Raw genomic sequence first — 17,355 nt, 5'->3', positions numbered from 1 at the left:
CCTGGACGGCCGGCAGCTGGCACAAGCTCGAGCTGGGCATCACCACCCGCTCGGACAACACAGGCTCGTTCGAGGTGTGGATGGACGGAACCAAGATCGCCGGCAAGACCGGCGTCCGTACCTGGGACGACATGGGCAACAACCCCAGGTGGGGCACCTACGGCACCGGCATCAACGGCGTCAACTCCCACGTCTGGATCGACGACCTGAAGCTGGGACAGTCCCGCGCGGACGTCGACTAGGGCCGGTCTCTTCGATCACGCGCGGCTTCTCGGGGCTTGGTCCAGCACGGGTGACGTGACCACGACCTGGGCAGCCGCAGGCTCCTGCGCACCCGCGTCCTCGGCGGCACCCTCAACGAGTACCGCTACACCGCTTGACGAGCGGCGGTGACGTTCCGAGCCCGACCAGATCGCCGACGAGACCTTCGTGGACTTCGGGGCCGGGACACCCGCCCGAGCCCATTCCGATCAGGCGGTCGCCGCCGCAGGCCTGGTCCGCGAACGTTGCGTACGACTCCGGCGTCGTCGAGCTGATCACTTGGCTCATTGCGCGCGGGCTCGGCATTGCGCTGCTGCCGTCAGCGTTCATCCGACCACTGGCCGCGGACATCCCCGAACTGGCACTGGCCCCAGTTGGGCCGGTCACCGCCCGTATCTGTCCGTGTCGCTCACGGCGCGGCGTGTGGTGTCGCACCAGCGCTCCTCCCGTGGAGACCCTCGGCCGAGACGGCTCCAGACGATGACGATGCCGATGCCAACGCCCTGCCACGCGCTCGATCGCGGCCCGCCAACACCGGCAGGGAAAGGAGGGTGCCCCCGTCGCCGGCCTGCGGCGAGGGGGGCACCCTCCTAAGGCCTCAGATCTGACCGGTCAGGGCTGTGCCGTCAGCATGAAGCTCTGCGCAGGTGAGCCGTCGCAGCTGCGTTGGGTGAGCTGTGTGCTGTTCGTCGCGGCGCTCGCCGCCGTCAGGCACTTGGCGCTGTGTCGGGCGGTGAAGTGGTACCGCCCGGCACCTTCCTTGACGGGCAGCCATTGCTGGTTCTGCCCTCCGCCGTAACTCCAGAGTTGCAGCGGCGCCTTGTCGGCGGCCGAGGCATCGGTGACGTCGACGACCTGTTGCGGGTTGGCGCGGATGCCGACCTGGCGGTATCCGCCCTCGGTCGAGCGGAGCCGGAACTGCTGCGCCTGCGTGCCGTTGCACGCGTACTGCTGGATCGCTGTCCCGTTCGCCGTGGCGGCCGAACGGGCGTCCACGCAGGTGCCGTTGCCACTGTTCTCCAGCGCGTACCAGGAGGTCTCGGAGATCGAATCCTCCGGCGGGGGCGTGGTGTCTGCGCCGCCCAGCCACTTCAGCCCGTCCAGCAGGAACCGGTTCTGGGTCTCACTCGCGAACGTCGACGACAGGCGGGTGTTGGTGTCGTAGTTCATCGCGTTGTGGCCGAAGTTCGCGTACAGCATCTTGTACTTCGTGTTGGTCCACAGGATCGGGTAATAGCCGCTGTACCAGGACTGGTTGGGATCCGTGCCCAGCGGGAAGCTGCTCGGGTCGACGGAGGCGAGGATCTTGATGTCCGGGTTCTGCCGAAGGTCGTTGGACCAGCTGTACCACTCGCTGACCGACGAGGTGAACGTGGCCGGCAGATTCCTGGTGGACGGATGGGTGCGGTCCTCGACCTTCAGAACCGCGGTCGTCGGGCCCCAGGTGTTGGACTTGAAATTGCCGCTGCCGAGGAACTGGTTGTGGTACCACGGCCAGCTCGCCGCGTCGGTGGTGAAGGCCGAGACGTGGAAACCCATCCAGGCGCCACCGCCGCGCATGTACTGCTCGAATCCGGCCCGTTGGGCGGAGGTCTGCGGCAAGTCGTCGAGGAACAGCACGACTTGATAGGCATTCACGCCGCCGTTGCTGAGCAGGTCCCAGTTGTTGCTGGCGGTGTAGGTGAATCCGTTCGCCGCGGCCTGCTTGGGGAACCAGTCGTTCGCCTCCTTCTCGAAATCGATATGCGCCGCGTCCCAGGTGCCGCTGTACAGCGCGAGTACCTTGAACGGCGCGGCCGCCGTGCTCGCCCGGGCGGCGGGCGGTGCCGCCAGGGTGAGCAGCGTCGCCAGCAGGAGGAGGACTCGCAGGGTCACGCGCGCCGAGCCTGATCTCAAAGTGTGCATCGTTGGATCGGTCCTTTCCGGGCTGGTCACGCGCTCACGGGTAGCTGACGAGGTTGGCGACGTTGGTGGAGGAGTTGGAGGGGCCGCCCCGGTCGTTGACGACGTGCCGGATCGTGCCGGTGCCGCCCAGTGAGACCGTCACCATGTCCTTGAAGCGCACATTCGCGTTGTTGGGCGCCTCGATGGCGTGCTCGGCGGCGACGCCGGGGTTGACGTTGAAGTAGCAGTAGCTGCCGAAGCCGTACACCTGGTGGCTGGTCACCGAGTTGGCCACCTTGTAGGCGGCGTAGCCCTGCGTGGAGCCGTTCATCCAGGCTGCCTGGTTGGGCGGGTCGTACGGCATCTCGTTCTGGTAGAAGTACGTGCGTCCACCGTTGCCGTTCCAGATGGTCTGGTGCTTCTGGTAGTGCTCGACGAACAGGCCGTACATCGTCGCGTCGTCGCCGTTGACGACGAGCCCGGTGTCTGCGGTGTTGCTGGTCCAGCCCACCCCGCTGCCGTGGTCGGCTCGCCAAAGCCACAAGTGGTCGCCGATGACATCGTCGCTGTTGATCGTCAGGCTGGTGGTGGCCTTGCCGACTCCCGCTCCGCCGATGCGGAAGAACACGTCGTGCAGCGCGCTGGGGTCGGCGCTGTGGTCGGCGGAGGAGCCGCTGGGGCCCATTTCCATGAGTTGTGCGGAGTTGGTGGTCCCGGCGTCGATCAGCAGGCCGGCGAGCTGGACGCCGTCCACGTCGGCGACCGTCATCGCGGTGATGCCGTTGTCGGGGATGAGTGTGGCGAGGCCGAGGCCCAGGACGACGGTGTCGGGTCGTGTCACCTTCAGCGTCTGACCGAGGTGGTAGACCCCGGGCGTGACGAGGAGGTTCTTACCTGCGGCGAGCGCGTCGTTCATCTGCGCGGCCGTGGCGCCCGGCTTGACGATGAAGAAGTCGTCGAGGGGCAGGGACGCACCCGCAGGCGTGCCCGAACTCCAGGTCGTGCCACTGGTGTTGGCGCGCGCGGAGGGGACGAACACCTTCCAGGAACCTGCGGAGTCGACGTACAGGAACGGCTTCTCGCGAGTGAGCGGCGCCTGGGCGACGGTGGTGTACGGCGGGCTGGGGAAGCTGTTCGCGGGAGCGTTCTTGGCGCCGACGAACACCATGTTCCAGTTGGAACCGGTCCAGCTGCCCCACTCGGTGTTCCGCGACAGCCACTGCTGTTGGGAACCCGAGTTGACCTGCCCGTCGATCTTCGTGTCGGCCATGTAGCCGCCGCTGGACCAGCCGCCGTCGTCCAGGGCGAGGTTGCCGCGCAGGTGCATGCGCCGGTACGGGGCGGCCTGCGACACCGCCCAGCGGTCCGTGCCGCCCGTCGGGGTCACCGACAGGTTCTCGGCCGACCGCCAGAAGTTCTGGGTGGCGTTGCCCTGGAACCAGTCGGCCTCGGCGTGTACCGCACCGCGGATGGTGACGTCGTCCGGCGACAGACCGAGGCCCGCGACCTGTGTGTAGAAGCCGACGTTGGCGTTGGCGTCGTACGTGCCGGGCTTGAAGAGGAATGCCTTGCGGGCGGTGCCGAACTGGTTGGTCTCCTGCTGCGCGAAGGCTGAGTTCAGGCTGTTCTGGATCGTGGCGGCGGGCGTCGACGGGTCGAAGACGGTGACGTTCGGGCCGAGATCCGGGGTCCCGGGCGGCGGCGTGACGTCGACGGGATTGACGTAGAAGGACTGGGCGGCTGTGCCGTTGCACGTGTACTGCGTCAGCTGGACGCTGTCCGAGGTGGAGGCGCTCGGCACGTCGAGGCACTTGCCGCTGTTGCGGTTCACGAAGTGGTAGGCGCCGCTCGACTCGGCGACGGCCTGCCACTGCTGGTTGGCGCCGCCGCTGTACGTCCACAGCTGCACCGGCGCGCTGTCCGCCGTCGAGACGTCGGTGACGTCCCATACCTTGCTGGCGTCGGCCCGGTTGTCGACCCGGGAGTACCCACCGGAGGTGGCCTCGATCCGCCACTGCTGAACCTGGGTGCTGTTGCAGGTGTACTGCTGGACGGCGGTCCCGTCCGTCGTCCCAGCGGCCCGCGCGTCGACGCACTTGCCGCTGCCCGCGTTGACGACGGTGGCCCAGCCGGTCGGCAGGGCGGCCGCCTCGGCGGTGACCGGCTCCCGGGCGGTCGCTTTGCCCTGTGCGGCGACTGCCACGCCGGACATGCTGCTCGCCATGAGGGCGAGCACGGTGAGCGCCTTCGGTATCCGGTGGCGGCCGGAGTCTCTTCTCGATCTGCTTGGGGCGGCTGTGGATCTGAGCATGGTGGCCCTCCTGCGCTGATGGGGGGTGGGGACGGTCAGCCGGTGTACTTCGCGAAGACGCGCGTGTAGTCCCAGTTCTGCTGGCTCACGCCGGAGCAGCTGTCGGCGACGCCGCCCGTGCAGGGGCGGTCCCGGTTGACCGACCAGAACGTCAGCCGCGCCAGGTGGTGCTGCTGCGCGTACGCGAGGATGGTCTGGAAGTCGGCGACGGTGACCGTCTCGTTCTGGTCGGTGATCCCATTCATCGAGGAGATGCCCATGTCCCGGTACGCCTGGTCGTCGCTGTAGCCGTAGGCGTTCTTGAGGGCCGTCTTGAGTCCCTCGGCGGCGCGCTGGGTGAGCGTGCCCATGTTCTGCCCCGCGCCGCCGAAGTCGAACGGCATGATCGTCCAACTGTCCACGGTCAGGCCCGAGTTGGCGGCACGGTTGATGAGGCTGGTGTCGGGGCCGGACTGGCCGGTGCCGATGGTGACGTACACCTTGATGCCGGGGTTGCCGGCCTTGATGGTCTTGAGTGCGTCCACGGTGCGCTGCTGGACCGTCGGATTGCTGTAGGCGTCGGCCTCGATGTCGATGTCGATCGCCTTGAGCCCGTAGGCGTTGATGACCTTCTGGTACGCGCCCGCCAGCGCGCCGGCACTGGTGCAGGAACTCTCAAGCTTGTTGCCGCTGTAGCCGCCGAACGAGGGGATGATGTCACCGCCGTTCGCCCGCACGGTGTTCACGGTCTGCTGGTCGACACCACCGGTCAGCGGGCGGCTGCCGTCCCACTGCGGATTGCAGGTGCCGTTGCTGAGCACGAAGGCGAGGGTGAACCATTTGACGCCGGTGGCGTTCATGACCGTGGTCGGGCTCGGCGGGCTGCCCCAGCCGTTGTAGAGGTACGGAGCGACGGCCATCGGCGCGGTGGGGGTGGTGCCACCGCCGGTGGGCGCTGTCCACTTCTGGTTCGCTGCGCCGGTGCAGCTCCAGATCTGTACAGGGGTGCCGTTCGTCGAGGTGTTGCCCGTGACGTCGGCGCACTTGTCGGCCTGCTGGTTGACGATGTCGCCGGCCGCGGAGACCGACCACTTCTGGTTCGCGCCGCCCGTGCAGTCCCACAGCTGGAGCTTGGCCCCGTTGGCGGTCGAATTGCCGGTGACATCAAGGCACTTGCCGAGGGCTCGTATCGTTCCGTCGGAACCGACCGTCCACTGCTGGGCGGCGGTGCCGTTGCAGTCGTAGAGCTGAACGGCCGCGCCGTTCGCCGAGCTCGCCCCGGCCACGTCGAGGCACTTGCCGGCGAGACCCGTGATCGTGCCGGTGGCGGCAGAAGCAGGTGCCGCACCGAAGGCGCCGGCGGAGAGCGCAAGCAGCGTGGTGGTGAGCGCGCCGCGGATCACGGTGGAGCGCGCGAGGGGTGGTCTGTTCATCGGGGATCACAGCCCTTCATGGGAGGCCGGCAGTGGGGGTCCCCCTGTTCATGTCGATGAACAGAGAGTGCATTCATGAAGCTGTGGCGATCGGGAACCTAAAGGTCTGCACCATCGACGTCAAGAGGTGAAGCAAGAAGGGCCTGAACCGAGCTGTGCTTGCAAGGAGTTGAACGCTCGAAGGTCCCCGGAAGACGCCCCAGCGGCCTCAGCCTCTGCTGGCCCAAGGCGCGTTACTAACCCGGCGACCGACTCCACGGCAGATGTCTGGTTCCAGAGCCCGCACGTCGGGGGACAGGAGGGCTTGCTGCGCAGCCGGCTGTCTTCCTACTGATCGCGCGCGTCGCCTGCACGACGCCAGGCCGGTCCCGGTAAGCGGACCTTGCCGCACGCGCCTCTCGAGCTGAGCCGTCCCGTCTCAGCACCGTACGGGCTGCGGTCGCCCCCGTTCCCAAGACTCTCTCGGCACCAGCGGCCCGGCGGCGGGGCCCTCCCCCGGCGGCTCCGCGTGGGACGGCAGTTCGCGCATCCGGTGTAGCGGCGACAGGGAGACGGGCAGGCAGGTGAGCGACTGGCCGACCACCCCGGCCAGCAGCGTGCCGCGGACTCCGATCGTCGAGCACAGCAGGCGGCCGAGAAGCGTCCCCAAAGGGGCATCGCCCCCGGATCAGGAACCGCATCGTCGCGCTCATCCGACTGAACAGCCCGGAGGGACACAGCACTTGGCGGAAGTCGACGCGGTTCATGTAGTAGACCACTAAGGGCCCCACTCGCCTGCCGGCGGCGCCCCCTCCCCCTCCGCCGCACCCGTCCACGGTCGGCAAGGTGTCGGGGTCGTGAGCGAGGTGCCCGGAGTAGCACCCGAACGCGATCAAGAACTCTAGCGGGCAGCCGTGATGCCAGTGCAGGCAGGAATGAGGTCAGCCTGCCCGCCCCGTGGGCAATCTTTAGAAGAGGCAGATGAGGCTCGGTGCCGGGGCCAGGAGGTGGCCTGGTTTCGTACAACCGCACGACGATGTTGATCGCGCTGAGGGGCGGTGACACGGGCCTGCTCCGGTCGCGGTCCGATCGTGACCGGATGCCTGGGCAAGCGATTTCCCTCGCTAAACGTTCAGCCAGTTTCTAGCCTAGGTGTCTGGAGGTCTTGATGACCGAGAGAGTTCAGGTAACGCGCAACGACGACAGCAGCGCTCGCCCCCGGATCCAGCCGCTGGCCGAAGAGCAGTGGGACACGAGGACACGCGCGCTCCTCGCCACCGCGAATCAGGATCCCGGAGGCCAGATACCCAACATCTTCACCACCCTGGTGCGACATCCCGACCTGTACGAGCGGTTCTTGCCGTTCGGCGGCCAGTTGCTCCATGCCGGCCGACTGCCGGGCAAGTTCCGCGAGCTGTTGATCCTACGCACCTCGTACAACACTGGCGCCTCGTACGAGTGGGGGCACCACGTCCCGCCGGCCAAGGAAGAAGGCCTCACGGACGCCGACATCGAGCGCATTCCGCGGGGTCCGGAAGCCGATGGATGGACGGACCTCGAGCGGCATCTGATCAGTGCCGCGGACGAGTTGCACTGCACCGCGCGGCTGTCCGATGCGACCTGGGACGCCCTCGCGGCACACTTCGACGACGCGGATCTGATCGAAATCACCATGCTCGTGGGGCAGTACCACATGGTGGCGTACTTCTTGAACACCATCGGCGTCCAACTGGAGCCGGGCTTCGCGAACACCGGGTTCGTGGACGGAGCGCGGGAACACGAGTGAAGCGTGGGATGCCGACCGTGCGGTCCGCCGCGTGGCCGGACGCAACGTACTGGTGTTCGGCGCCGGGACCCATCCCGACGACGGCCCGCAGGCGCCCGTCGGCAACGGCCGGGTGGTCGCCGTCCTCGCCGCCCGGGAGGGCGGTCGCGTGGCCTGCGCCGACGTGGCGGCCGAGACCGCCGGCGCGACCGCCGCTCTGGCTGATGCTTTCCGGGCGATGTCAAACCCGATCAGCCACCCGCCGCAGCGTTCCCGAGCTCGGCGCCCCCTCCACCCTATGGGAGATCTTGAAGGGGACCGGGATCGCCCCCACTCCCCGGCCGCTTGTCCACGACCTGTCCGGCTTTCGGCACTCCCAGGCAGAGATGCTCTTGACCTGCGACTTCTTCGAGCGCCCTATCCCCTAACGTGCGAGCGTGTCCAGGCTTTCTGCGACCGGGACGGGATCCAGAGGGCCGACGTGTGACGCCCCGGGAAAATTGTGCACGCGGAACCTGTTGCCGGGCGTGGACGCGTCGGCTTCCGCGATCATTCTGTCCTGGAGTGCGGTGGCGATCGTCCGGTCCCTGCCGAAACGCAGGTAGGTGCGGGGAATGCGTCCCCAGCTACCAGCCCGACCGACCGCTCGGCCCGCATAAGCGGCGACGGGCTCGTCGGTCTGCATGCCGGCCAGTATCCGGCGAAATTCGGCGTCGGGGTGGTCCGCGCAGATCATCTCCTTCAGGAGGGCCAGCTCGCGGCTGTCACCTGTCCGGAAGTTCAGTCGTAGTACACCGAGCCGGTCCGGGTCACCCACCGTCAGCTCGACCGGGCTGACGGCGTTCGCGTTCTGGGGTGCCGCCGTGCAGACGTCCGCTGTGGGCAGGACACGGCTGGGACAGAAGGCCGCCATGTAGCAAATGTGGTGAAGCAGATGCGGGACGGCATCGCCGACACGGCTGACCGATACGCCACCCAGGCTGTGCCCGACCAGCACCACCGGGCCGTTCCGTGCCGCCCGCCGCACGATGCCCGTGACGCGCGCCTCATAGTCCTCCAGCCCGAGGCCCTTCAGCGGGGAAGGCTCGGCCGCCATCGCTTCGAGGTCCTGCCGCTGATACGACTCCGGCACGAAAGCCTCCGAACCATGCCGCGGCTGGTCCACCATGACGACGCGGTGACCGCGCAGCGTCAACTCACGCGCGATCGGCATCCAGAACGCGCCGGCGCTGTGGGTACCGTGCACCAGCACGTAGGTGGTGAGCCCGCGACGCGAGTCCGCTGCGGCCGGCGAGGTGCCCAGCCCGGTGGCCAGTGCCACACCCCCCACCGCGAGTCCCAGCCCACGCAATGCTGTCCGCCGGGTGGCACCTGTTCGTTCTTCGTCCGTCGCATTCATCATGAGCACGACGCTATGAAAGGCCCACTAGGCCCGCCAGCGGTCCAGTACCACCACAGGGGTGGACCCAACACCACCTTCAATGCAGCCGTTCCGTGTGGTCTGGAAGCGTGGAACTCCCGTGATCCAGGACAGAAGGTCATCTTCGCCTCGGCATCGCGCCAGGTAACGGCGAGCCCGGCGTCGAGTGGGAGCTCCGCAGGTGGTCTACTTGCCTCCGCCGGCCGCCCGGCTATGAACGGATGACGTCCAGCGTGCAGTCGAACCGCTCAACACCCCGGTAGATCTCACCGAAACTGCCCACCGAGAACCCGCACCGCCGGTAGAAACCGACTGCCTCGGTTTCGGTGCGGGCCGTGATCCGGCGAAAGTCGAACTGCGTGACAGTTGCCTTCAGCAGCTCACGCCCCAGCCCCAGTCCCCGGCAGGAAGGTCCACCGCGATGCGGACGGCGGTCACAGCCCTCTCCACCGTGCACAGGCCGAGGACAGCGACAGCCGGGTTGTCGTGTAGGGAACCTAGCAACCGCAATGCCGAATCAGTGCGGTAGCCCTCGACGACGTGAGCCAGTTGTCCCGGCAAAGGGCCGACAGCGATGGCCGGCAAGCTTTGAACATCCTCCCCGTCCAGCCGGGGCCGCAGGTCAGACAGTTCGCCGATCAGCACCACCTCAGGCTACGGACCAACCGAACGTAGAACTTGATCAACAACTGACTGCACGGCATAGGGGCCAGATCCGAAACTCATGGAGAAGGCCAGATGGCGGAGGTGCGCGACGTGCGGCCGTCTGGAGTGGCGTCCGGGAGAGCGAGAGCCAACTACACCTCGCCCGTGGCGAACAGCTCAAGGTGCCCGCACTTGGGACAGCGGAACGCCTCTATCTGCCGCCGGAGTCGGCCCATCCGCTTGGCGCCCCCGAGAATCCCCCGCTCCAACGCGCCCTCGATCCAGCGTGCGTACCCGCGTGAGTGCTCGCCGGCGTCCTCGACGAAACCCTCCACCAGACCGACGGTGCTGCACTGGGTGCATGTGTAATTGTTCATCCGGTCAGTGTAGGAGGCGAGCGGCCAAGCGCTTAGCCGTCGGCTCCTGCAGGCTTGGGCGGCGGAAGTCGAAGCCCGCGGCCGGTATGCCTGCGCAGCCCTCCAGCAACAACTCGCTGCAGACAAGTCAGCGATCCCGATCCAACGAGACCACAAGCGAATCGGAGGAGATCGGCCGCGGCTGTCCGGTCTCAATGAAGTCAGAACGACCGGCAATAGGCATCGGGCGTGCGGGAGGACGCAGAGCAGGCACGGGTCCACATGATCATGGAGTCTCTACGCTCAGTGATCACGAAGGACGGCCGTGCCCGCGCTGCCGGCTTGCCTGCTCGAACCCCTGTGGGACCAGTTCGCCGCGATCCTCCCCATCCGGGAGGAGTTCGTCGTCGGCCACCTCAAAGAGTGGTCCCGGCAGGGGATTTCCAATGCGCTGCACGCTCTCGCCCTGGACGCCTACGACCGGATGGTCGGCCTCGTCCTTGGCGAGATCTCGGTGGACGGCTGCGTCACCAAGGCCCCGTCCGGCGGGGAGAAGGCCGGCCGCTCGCCGGTCGACCGGGGCAAGCAGGGGCTGAAGTGCTCCGCCGCCTGCGACGCCCACGGCGACCCGCTGGGGATCGTCTCCGGAGGGGCCAATAGGCATGACTCGCCACTGCTCGGACTGACCCTGGACGCCGTTCCGGAGCAGGTCGACATGCTGCCGGACACCGTGAACGTCTACCTCGACCAGAGCAACGACAGCATCAAGTCCCGTGCGTTGATAGCCGAGTTGGGGTTCACTGCCGAGATCGCCCGCAAGTGTGTGCCCGCCCCGATTCAGGCCAGCAGGCGCTGGCCCGTCGAGCGCACGCGTTCGTGGATGAACGGCAACGGCAAGGTTCGGAGCTGCACCGAGAGAAACGGCAGCGTCGGGGACTTCTGTGGGTCGGCCAATCCCAGCGGTAGCGGCTGCGTGCCTGCCAGATCAGCGGTCGGCCTGAAGCGCCCTCGGACAGCGAGCCGGCCCCGTGCATGCGTGCGGGGCCGGCTGTTGGCATCGGTACGGTGATCCTCTGCCTGCTGGTTGATCACTTCGCCTGGGCGAGCCAGATCGCGTCGGGGCCGGCCGGGAATCGCAGCTGGCCGGTCGTGTCGTGCACGGCGCGCCACACCGTCTCGGCGACGTCGCTCTCCTTGGTGAACAGGTCCTGGCCCGTGAAGGTGTCCATGGTCTTCTTCGCCCAGGGTGCGTAGGGCGCCGGGACCAGCGCGTCCATCGGGGTGCCGTTCGTCGCGTTGGCTGCGAAGTTGGTCGTCAGGCAGGCACCCGGCTCGACCGTCTTCGCCTGCACGCCGAAGGGCGCGAGTTCGAGCGAGAGGGATGCGGTGAACCCCTCGATGGCCATCTTGCTCGCCTTGTAGACGGCCGAGAGGGGCATGTGGCCCAGCACCACGCTGGAGGTCACGTTGACCACCACGCCGGAGCCGCGCTCGCGGAACTGGGGCAGCACGGCCTGCGTCGTCGCCATCACGCCGAACGTGTTGGTCTCGAAGACGTTCCGCACCCGGGCCATGGGGGTGCCCTCGAACACGCCGATCGACGGGACGCCCGCGTTGTTGACCAGGACGTCGATGGGCCCCGCTGCCTCGAACGCGGCGGTGATGGTCTCGGGCTTGGTCACATCGAGCTCGACGACGCGCAGCCGGTCCGACTCAGGAAGGACGCCCGCACGCGGCGTACGCATCGTGGCGATGACGTTCCACCCCTGCGAGTGGAAATAGAGGGCGGTTTCCCGCCCGTATCCGGATGAGGCGCCAGTGATCAGAACTGTCTTCATGCTGTGGTCCTTGCGAAGTGGTGGGATCCGCAATGAGCAGGCATTTTCCTACTCCGCGGAGAGCTACTGATCCCAGTAAATCGCTCTGACCTGCATAAATAGTAGAACTATTCTCTCTTTGGCTTGCACAATCCTCTTCTGTGTTCCAGTTTCATTCATGGCAGAATGCCTGCGGGGGTGCGTACGGTGTTCCGCAGGCGGGCCGCGTCCCGGCTCGGGGGTTCACCGAACTGGCGGCGGTACTCGCGGCTGAACTGCGACGGGTTGTCGTAGCCGACGCGGTGTCCGACCCCTGTGACGTCTCCCGGGTGGGTGGCCAGCAGCAGCCGGGCCTCCTGGAGGCGGATCTGCTTCTGGAACTGAATGGGGCTCATCGCGGTCACCGCCTGGAAACTGCGGTAGAAAGCGGAGACGCTCATGCCCGACATCCGCGCCACGTCCTCAACCCGGAAGGGCTGCGCGTAGTGCTCGCGGATCCAGCGCACGGCCCGGGAGACATGACTGAGGCCGCTGTCGGCCAGGCCCAGCTGGCGCACCGTCGCACCCTGCTCGCTGGTGATCAGGCGCCACAGGATCTCGCGCTTGGCCAGCGGAGCCAGTACGGCCCGGTCGCGGGGCTCGTCGAGCAGGCGCAGCAGCCGGACCACCGTGTCGAGCAGGGCGGGCGGGGCGTCGCTGACGGCGATCCCCGACGGCGCGCCTCCGACGGCGCGGGGGACGTCGCCGGGACCGGCCTGCAGCAGGAGTTCGGCGACGGCGGACGGTTCCAGGGTGAGGCCGAAACCGAGGGCCGGCTGCTCGGGGTCGGCCTGGGTGAACTGCCCGGTGACGGGCAGGTCGACTGATGCGACCAGGTACTGCCCGGGGCCGTACTCGTAGACCCTGTCGCCCAGCGCGAGTCGCTTGGCGCCCTGGGCGATGACGGCGAGCACCATGCCGGACATCGAGGGCGCCGGCGGATCCGGCCGGTCGACCTTCGAGATCAGGACGCCGTCGATGGCTGTGGTCCAGTCGGGCCGGGCATGCCGGTCCAGCAGGGTTCGGAACTCTTCCAGGGACATGCGTCCATTGCAGCACCCCTCCACCATCCCGCTCCCGAAACCGCGAGGATCGTGCAAGTGCCAGCGAGCATCGTTCTAACGTTTCCGCAGGTCAGGAGCATTTAATGGAATCAGCTCGAATCAACTCACTCCATCATCACGAAGGAGAACCTCATGCTTGCCACCTACGGATTCAATGCCACCCTGACCGCCAGGCCCGGGATGGGCGGCCGGCTGGTCGACCTCCTGCTGACCGGCCTGAACGAGGGCAGCCCCGGCGCGAGCGAACACTGCGTCGTCTACCTCGTCTCCCGTTCCGCGTCCGACCCCGACGTCATCCATGTCACCGAGGGCTGGACCGGAGAGGAGGACCACCACAAGATCTTCGCCGGCGAGGCCGCCCAGGCCATCGTGTCGCAGATCGCCGGGCTGCTCGCCAAGGAGTCCGAGTACACCGACTACGTCCCGGTCCTGGGCAAGACCGCCTTCTGAGCCCCCGGACCGCCCTGCCGACCCCACCTGCCCAGAGGCCCCCGTCTACGTCCGTCCGGCACCACACCGCGAAAGGCCCGCGTCCATGACCACGGCACGTCCCGCTCTGGATCCCGAACTGCGCCGGCTGCTGACCGACATGCCCCTCATATCCCAGCTCACCCCGAATGTTCTCGCACAAATGCGCCAGCTCCCCACGGCCCCCGTCGACTCGCTCCTGGCACACCGGCAGGTCGACAGACGCGAGATCAGCGTGCCGGCCAAGGACGGTGCCCAGATCCGCCTGTCGGTCTTCAGCCCTGCGAACACCGATCGCACCACGGCCGCCCCCTGCATCTACTGGATCCACGGCGGCGGGATGGTCATGGGCGACCGCTTCTCGCAGATCGACATCCCGCTGGAATGGCTCGACGAGTTCGGCGCGGTCGTGGTCTCCGTGGACTACCGGCTCGCACCGGAAGCCACCGGCACCACCCTCGTCGACGACTGCTACCAAGGTCTGCTCTGGACCGCCGAACACTCCGAAGAACTGGGCATCGACGCCAACCGGATCATCGCCGCCGGTGCCAGCGCCGGCGGCGGCCTCGCTGCCGGCCTCACCCTGCTGGCACGCGACGTCGGAGCCCCGGCGATCGCCGCGCAGGTGCTGATCTGTCCCATGCTCGACCACCGCAACACCACCACCTCCAGCCGCCAGTACTCCGGCGTGCCCGGTGTCTGGACCGGCGAGATGAACGAGTTCGGATGGCGAGCCGTTCTCGGCGACCTCACCGCCGACGAGGTGTCCGCGTACGTCTCGCCCGCCCTGGCCGAGGACCTCTCGGGCCTGCCGACCACCTACATCGACAGCGGCTCCGCCGAAGTCTTCCGCGACGAGGACACCGACTACGCCACCCGCATCTGGGCGGCCGGCGGCCAGGCCGAACTCCACGTCTGGGCAGGCGGCTTCCACGGCTTCGACGCCCTGTATCCGCAGGCAGACATCTCGGTCACGGCCCGCCGAACCCGCACCGACTGGCTCACCCGACTCCTGCTCCGGAACGGCTCCGCGTAACTGTCTCAGCCCGCTGCCCGGCGACAGGATCTGATCACGAGCGGCCAGATCCCCGCCGCGACGGTCCTGCCCGAGGCCCGAGGCCTCTTCACCCCGACCTTGAGGCGCGTCATCCGCCCGCGGCGTCCTCGGCCTCCCACCGCAACAGGTCACCCGGTTGACACTTGAGCACCTCACAAAGCGCGGCGAGCGTCGCGAAGCGCACCGCCTTCGCGCGGCCGTTCTTGAGTACCGCCAGGTTGGCCGGAGTGATCCCCACGCGGTCCGCCAGCTCGCCCACGGACATCTTCCGCCTGGCCAGCATCACGTCGATATCGACGGCGATCGCCATCAGATCACCTCGTCCAACTCGGCCTGCAACTGCGACGCTTCGACATCGCGCGCGACAGCTTGGGCTAGCAACATCCGCAGCACGAGCACAAAAAGCGCAACCCCCAGGATGGCCACACCGACCCCGCCCATGATGACGGTCACACCCGGGTCCTCCCGCTGGCCCGGCGCATTGAAGGCCGTGACTGCGAACCACACCAGGGCAGCCGCCACGATCGCGCCGATCACGACGTCCACGTACCGGAACGCGGCATAGGAGAACACCGTTCCACGCCGCACCATCGCCACCAGCCGCCATACGCAGACGAGCGCCACCTGGACCGACACCATGCCCAGAATCGTGAGCACGCGCAGCGCAGTCAGCGGAAGCGACCCGTCCTCCGGGTCGTTCCCGCTGACCAACGCCCACACCATCCCCGCCTGCACGAACACGGTGCCGCCGAGCACCACCACGAGCACGGCGCGCAGAGCACCCACCGTCAGCTTTCCCATGACCCATCCTTCCATCGATTCACGATGGGAACCTATCGAATATCGATAGATGAAGCAAGTGCCGGGACGAAGGGTGGGCGGCGGTTTCGCGCCATGGCGGGACGCCGCCGCCTCTCCCATCGCACGGCGTTCGCGCCAACCGTCTTGATCCTCTCGAAGCCGGCCTCACTTGAGCGCACATCGGACGCCACCACTACACCGAAGCCCTAACCGGTGCCCGCACGCAGCGATCCCCGCCCCCAGAGCCTTCGAGCCGGACTTCGACGCACCGCCCCACAAGACAGAACTCAGGCGCCCACCACGCCAAGCTCGGCATCGGCCGCCTGCACAACCTCACCCCGCACCAGGGACCTGTAACCCCTAGCCGGTGACCAGCTCGTCCAGATTCCCCACGGTGCGTCGGCCGAGCGGACGGAGCAGCGGCGGCAGCAGACCGGGCCGTCGGAGGTCCGCCGTGCGGAGCGGCTCACGCTGCTGGAGCGGTTCCTCGAGGCGGGGCCGTGCTCGAAGGTCGTTAACAGGACGGCCCTCAGGCTTTACGGGCGAGCAGCTGAATCTCCCGGAACTGCCGCCGGTCGGTGGGCTGAGGCTCGCGGACCGTCCGGGCCACCTCGGCCAACCCTGACTTACGCAGCATCCCGGCGAGGTGATCAGGGAACCACCGATAGGCCGGGGCGACTGCGTGATCGAAGACCTGCGTCAGGTGAGACGGATCATCAGTTGCCGAGAAGCCGATCAGAAGGTGGCCGCCAGGAGCCAGCACACGGTGGAACTCCGCCAGGATGACGGGGAGTTCTTGCGGCGGAGTGTGAATGATGGACCACCGTGAAAGGACGCCGCCCAGCACACCGTCCGCAATGTCCAGCGCCGCCATCGAACCCACGTCGAACCGCAGATCCGGATAGGCCTGTCGAGCCAAATCGATCATCGCAGGAGAGGTGTCGACACCAAACGCCGCCAGCCCCAACTCGCCCAGATAGGAAGTGATATGGCCAGGCCCGCATCCCAGGTCCGCGACCTGACCGTCCCCACTCGCACTGACGACCTCGGCGAAGACACCCAAGATCGCGCGATCCAGGGGACTGTCACGCAGTGTGTCGCGGAAGAGTTGCGCATACGTGGTGGCAGCAGCGTCGTACGCCTCGCGGGTGGCGCTGAGGGCATCGTGTTCAACCATGCTCACGACACTAGTTCCTGGCGCTGAGGCGAGCCGAGAGAAGCGCGATCCTCCCTCACTCACGCCCGTTCGCGCCGGCTATCGAAAGCTCAGAGAACCCCCGTCCGCCACTCCCCCTGCGACCCGGTCCGGCGCAGCGCGGCGCGGAGGTTACTCAAAGAGCCTTGAAGTAACGGGCCACAGGCATGAGCGTGTAGTCGGCGTTCTCATAGACGTGGCGGGCCTGGGCATGGCCTGCGTCGCCACCCGTGTCAATCATCGCGACCCGCATCCCAGCGCCACGCAGCCAGGCCGTGGCGTGTTCGGTGAGTCGGGCCCCGATGCCACCCCCTTGAGCGTGTGGATCCACGGCCAGCATCGAGACTTCTCCGAGGAGACGGGCGGGCTCGGACACCGTCGCTGCAACAAAACCGACAACCCGGCCCTCTCTCTCGGCCACCCAGACCTCCATCGCGCTCTCAGAGAGCACCTGCCGCACCGCTCTCTCCTGGTACTCGCGCCAGGCACCGTGCAAACGGAGGAAAAGCTCCTCCCCTAGAACACGCTGCATCGAGGCGAAAACCGGTGCCCATGCACGAAGAGACAACTCGACGACATACTCCTCGTCGTGGCGGCTGTACTCACCAATCTGAACATCCATGCGCCCCACACTGACACGGCGCCGGAACCCAACTACGAGTCTCCGCAAAGGATCTCAAAGACTCACTGATCGACGTGCACGGCGTCGAACTGCGGGACGTCGAACTGCGCGGCACGACACCGGGCGCGGACGGGGAGGCTATCGAGGCGGCTTGCCTGGACATGTGTCGTCCATGGCCTCCACACGGCCCCATCGCATGTTTCATCCCGGCTGAGCGGTGAAGCGGTAAAGCGGTCACGAGGCGACGGGTCGCTCCTCC

General features: G+C 67.4%; 17 protein-coding genes and 2 pseudogenes. 6 read left to right on the top strand and 13 right to left on the bottom strand.

What is annotated here, in order from left to right; all coding sequences use genetic code 11:
* Both ACIPWY_RS33235 and ACIPWY_RS33230 read left to right on the top strand, forming a co-directional pair.
* Positions 1–242 (top strand): heparin lyase I family protein (locus ACIPWY_RS33235; RefSeq protein WP_401536249.1); only part of this gene is annotated, 242 nt, incomplete at its 5' end.
* Between the two features lie 166 nt (positions 243–408).
* Positions 409–745 (top strand): annotated as a pseudogene (locus ACIPWY_RS33230) (LysR substrate-binding domain-containing protein); the annotation flags it as partial.
* Positions 746–873: 128 nt separating this feature from the next.
* On the opposite strand, the gene ACIPWY_RS33225 reads toward ACIPWY_RS33230, so the two are convergent.
* The 3 genes from ACIPWY_RS33225 to ACIPWY_RS33215 form a co-directional block, all read right to left on the bottom strand.
* Positions 874–2,166: a ThuA domain-containing protein gene (locus tag ACIPWY_RS33225; RefSeq protein WP_362907349.1), complete on the bottom strand. Its 1,293-nt coding sequence runs from the start codon at positions 2,164–2,166 to the stop codon at positions 874–876.
* 34 nt (positions 2,167–2,200) lie between these two features.
* Positions 2,201–4,357, bottom strand: a complete 2,157-nt coding sequence (locus tag ACIPWY_RS33220; RefSeq protein WP_362907368.1) for an RICIN domain-containing protein — start codon at positions 4,355–4,357, stop codon at positions 2,201–2,203.
* A gap of 134 nt (positions 4,358–4,491) precedes the next feature.
* Positions 4,492–5,868: a lectin gene (locus ACIPWY_RS33215; RefSeq protein ID WP_393706004.1), complete on the bottom strand. Its 1,377-nt coding sequence runs from the start codon at positions 5,866–5,868 to the stop codon at positions 4,492–4,494.
* Between the two features lie 1,147 nt (positions 5,869–7,015).
* Here ACIPWY_RS33215 and ACIPWY_RS33210 point away from each other — a divergent pair.
* The gene (locus tag ACIPWY_RS33210) at positions 7,016–7,633 is read left to right on the top strand and encodes a carboxymuconolactone decarboxylase family protein (protein WP_393706005.1); all 618 of its coding nucleotides are present in this window, start codon (positions 7,016–7,018) and stop codon (positions 7,631–7,633) included.
* Positions 7,634–8,036: 403 nt separating this feature from the next.
* On the opposite strand, the gene ACIPWY_RS33205 is transcribed toward ACIPWY_RS33210, so the two are convergent.
* The 4 genes from ACIPWY_RS33205 to ACIPWY_RS33190 all read right to left on the bottom strand — a co-directional run bounded on the left by ACIPWY_RS33205 (position 8,037) and on the right by ACIPWY_RS33190 (position 10,054).
* Positions 8,037–8,942, bottom strand: coding sequence for an alpha/beta hydrolase (locus ACIPWY_RS33205; RefSeq protein ID WP_393706020.1), 906 nt, complete (start codon positions 8,940–8,942; stop codon positions 8,037–8,039).
* Between the two features lie 301 nt (positions 8,943–9,243).
* Complete coding sequence (locus ACIPWY_RS33200; RefSeq protein WP_393706006.1) at positions 9,244–9,489, bottom strand: GNAT family N-acetyltransferase; 246 nt, start codon at positions 9,487–9,489, stop codon at positions 9,244–9,246.
* Entirely contained in the window at positions 9,405–9,677 is a 273-nt protein-coding gene (locus ACIPWY_RS33195) for a hypothetical protein (RefSeq protein ID WP_393706021.1), read from the bottom strand. Before ACIPWY_RS33195 ends, ACIPWY_RS33200 begins: the two co-directional genes overlap by 85 nt.
* Positions 9,678–9,829: 152 nt before the next feature.
* Positions 9,830–10,054 (bottom strand): hypothetical protein, encoded by a 225-nt coding sequence (locus tag ACIPWY_RS33190; protein WP_362907342.1) that lies wholly within the window; start codon positions 10,052–10,054, stop codon positions 9,830–9,832.
* 304 nt (positions 10,055–10,358) lie between these two features.
* Between ACIPWY_RS33190 and ACIPWY_RS33185 the strand changes: the two are divergent.
* Positions 10,359–10,973 (top strand): annotated as a pseudogene (locus ACIPWY_RS33185) (transposase); the annotation flags it as partial.
* A gap of 148 nt (positions 10,974–11,121) precedes the next feature.
* Here the strand turns inward: ACIPWY_RS33185 and ACIPWY_RS33180 are convergent.
* Together ACIPWY_RS33180 and ACIPWY_RS33175 are read right to left on the bottom strand one after the other, a co-directional pair.
* Positions 11,122–11,871: an SDR family oxidoreductase gene (locus tag ACIPWY_RS33180; protein ID WP_393706007.1), complete on the bottom strand. Its 750-nt coding sequence runs from the start codon at positions 11,869–11,871 to the stop codon at positions 11,122–11,124.
* Positions 11,872–12,026: 155 nt separating this feature from the next.
* Entirely contained in the window at positions 12,027–12,932 is a 906-nt protein-coding gene (locus tag ACIPWY_RS33175; RefSeq protein ID WP_393706008.1) for an AraC family transcriptional regulator N-terminal domain-containing protein, read from the bottom strand.
* A gap of 153 nt (positions 12,933–13,085) precedes the next feature.
* Here ACIPWY_RS33175 and ACIPWY_RS33170 point away from each other — a divergent pair, with 153 nt between their 5' ends.
* Positions 13,086–13,403 (top strand): antibiotic biosynthesis monooxygenase, encoded by a 318-nt coding sequence (locus ACIPWY_RS33170; RefSeq protein WP_362907336.1) that lies wholly within the window; start codon positions 13,086–13,088, stop codon positions 13,401–13,403.
* 85 nt (positions 13,404–13,488) lie between these two features.
* A complete protein-coding gene (locus tag ACIPWY_RS33165) occupies positions 13,489–14,457 on the top strand; it encodes an alpha/beta hydrolase (RefSeq protein ID WP_393706009.1) in 969 nt (322 codons plus the stop codon).
* Between the two features lie 109 nt (positions 14,458–14,566).
* On the opposite strand, the gene ACIPWY_RS33160 is transcribed toward ACIPWY_RS33165, so the two are convergent.
* From ACIPWY_RS33160 to ACIPWY_RS33145, 4 genes are all read right to left on the bottom strand, one after another.
* Positions 14,567–14,788 (bottom strand): helix-turn-helix transcriptional regulator, encoded by a 222-nt coding sequence (locus ACIPWY_RS33160; protein WP_362907333.1) that lies wholly within the window; start codon positions 14,786–14,788, stop codon positions 14,567–14,569.
* Positions 14,788–15,279: a DUF2975 domain-containing protein gene (locus ACIPWY_RS33155; protein WP_362907331.1), complete on the bottom strand. Its 492-nt coding sequence runs from the start codon at positions 15,277–15,279 to the stop codon at positions 14,788–14,790. Before ACIPWY_RS33155 ends, ACIPWY_RS33160 begins: the two co-directional genes overlap by 1 nt.
* A 529-nt stretch (positions 15,280–15,808) precedes the next feature.
* Positions 15,809–16,456 carry a class I SAM-dependent methyltransferase gene (locus tag ACIPWY_RS33150; RefSeq protein ID WP_393706010.1) on the bottom strand — a complete coding sequence of 216 codons (648 nt, stop codon included), beginning with the start codon at positions 16,454–16,456 and terminating at the stop codon, positions 15,809–15,811.
* A gap of 154 nt (positions 16,457–16,610) precedes the next feature.
* A complete protein-coding gene (locus ACIPWY_RS33145; RefSeq protein WP_393706011.1) occupies positions 16,611–17,096 on the bottom strand; it encodes a GNAT family N-acetyltransferase in 486 nt (161 codons plus the stop codon).
* Positions 17,097–17,355 lie beyond the last annotated feature (259 nt).

It is taken from the genome of Streptomyces sp. NPDC090032, from assembly GCF_044748025.1.
Taxonomy (GTDB): domain Bacteria; phylum Actinomycetota; class Actinomycetes; order Streptomycetales; family Streptomycetaceae; genus Streptomyces.
Note: the sequence above shows the minus strand (reverse complement) of the source record. Positions and strands in the feature narration are given on the sequence as shown.

Bases quoted from the DNA above. Each gene is read 5' to 3' on its own strand.
- ACIPWY_RS33225 (WP_362907349.1), bottom strand. From the start codon at position 2,166: ATGCACACTTTGAGATCAGGCTCGGCGCGCGTGACCCTGCGAGTCCTC.
- ACIPWY_RS33220 (WP_362907368.1), bottom strand. From the start codon at position 4,357: ATGTCCGGCGTGGCAGTCGCCGCACAGGGCAAAGCGACCGCCCGGGAG.
- ACIPWY_RS33215 (WP_393706004.1), bottom strand. From the start codon at position 5,868: ATGAACAGACCACCCCTCGCGCGCTCCACCGTGATCCGCGGCGCGCTC.
- ACIPWY_RS33210 (WP_393706005.1), top strand. From the start codon at position 7,016: ATGACCGAGAGAGTTCAGGTAACGCGCAACGACGACAGCAGCGCTCGC.
- ACIPWY_RS33190 (WP_362907342.1), bottom strand. From the start codon at position 10,054: ATGAACAATTACACATGCACCCAGTGCAGCACCGTCGGTCTGGTGGAG.
- ACIPWY_RS33180 (WP_393706007.1), bottom strand. From the start codon at position 11,871: ATGAAGACAGTTCTGATCACTGGCGCCTCATCCGGATACGGGCGGGAA.
- ACIPWY_RS33175 (WP_393706008.1), bottom strand. From the start codon at position 12,932: ATGTCCCTGGAAGAGTTCCGAACCCTGCTGGACCGGCATGCCCGGCCC.
- ACIPWY_RS33170 (WP_362907336.1), top strand. From the start codon at position 13,086: ATGCTTGCCACCTACGGATTCAATGCCACCCTGACCGCCAGGCCCGGG.
- ACIPWY_RS33165 (WP_393706009.1), top strand. From the start codon at position 13,489: ATGACCACGGCACGTCCCGCTCTGGATCCCGAACTGCGCCGGCTGCTG.
- ACIPWY_RS33160 (WP_362907333.1), bottom strand. From the start codon at position 14,788: ATGGCGATCGCCGTCGATATCGACGTGATGCTGGCCAGGCGGAAGATG.
- ACIPWY_RS33155 (WP_362907331.1), bottom strand. From the start codon at position 15,279: ATGGGAAAGCTGACGGTGGGTGCTCTGCGCGCCGTGCTCGTGGTGGTG.
- ACIPWY_RS33150 (WP_393706010.1), bottom strand. From the start codon at position 16,456: ATGGTTGAACACGATGCCCTCAGCGCCACCCGCGAGGCGTACGACGCT.
- ACIPWY_RS33145 (WP_393706011.1), bottom strand. From the start codon at position 17,096: ATGGATGTTCAGATTGGTGAGTACAGCCGCCACGACGAGGAGTATGTC.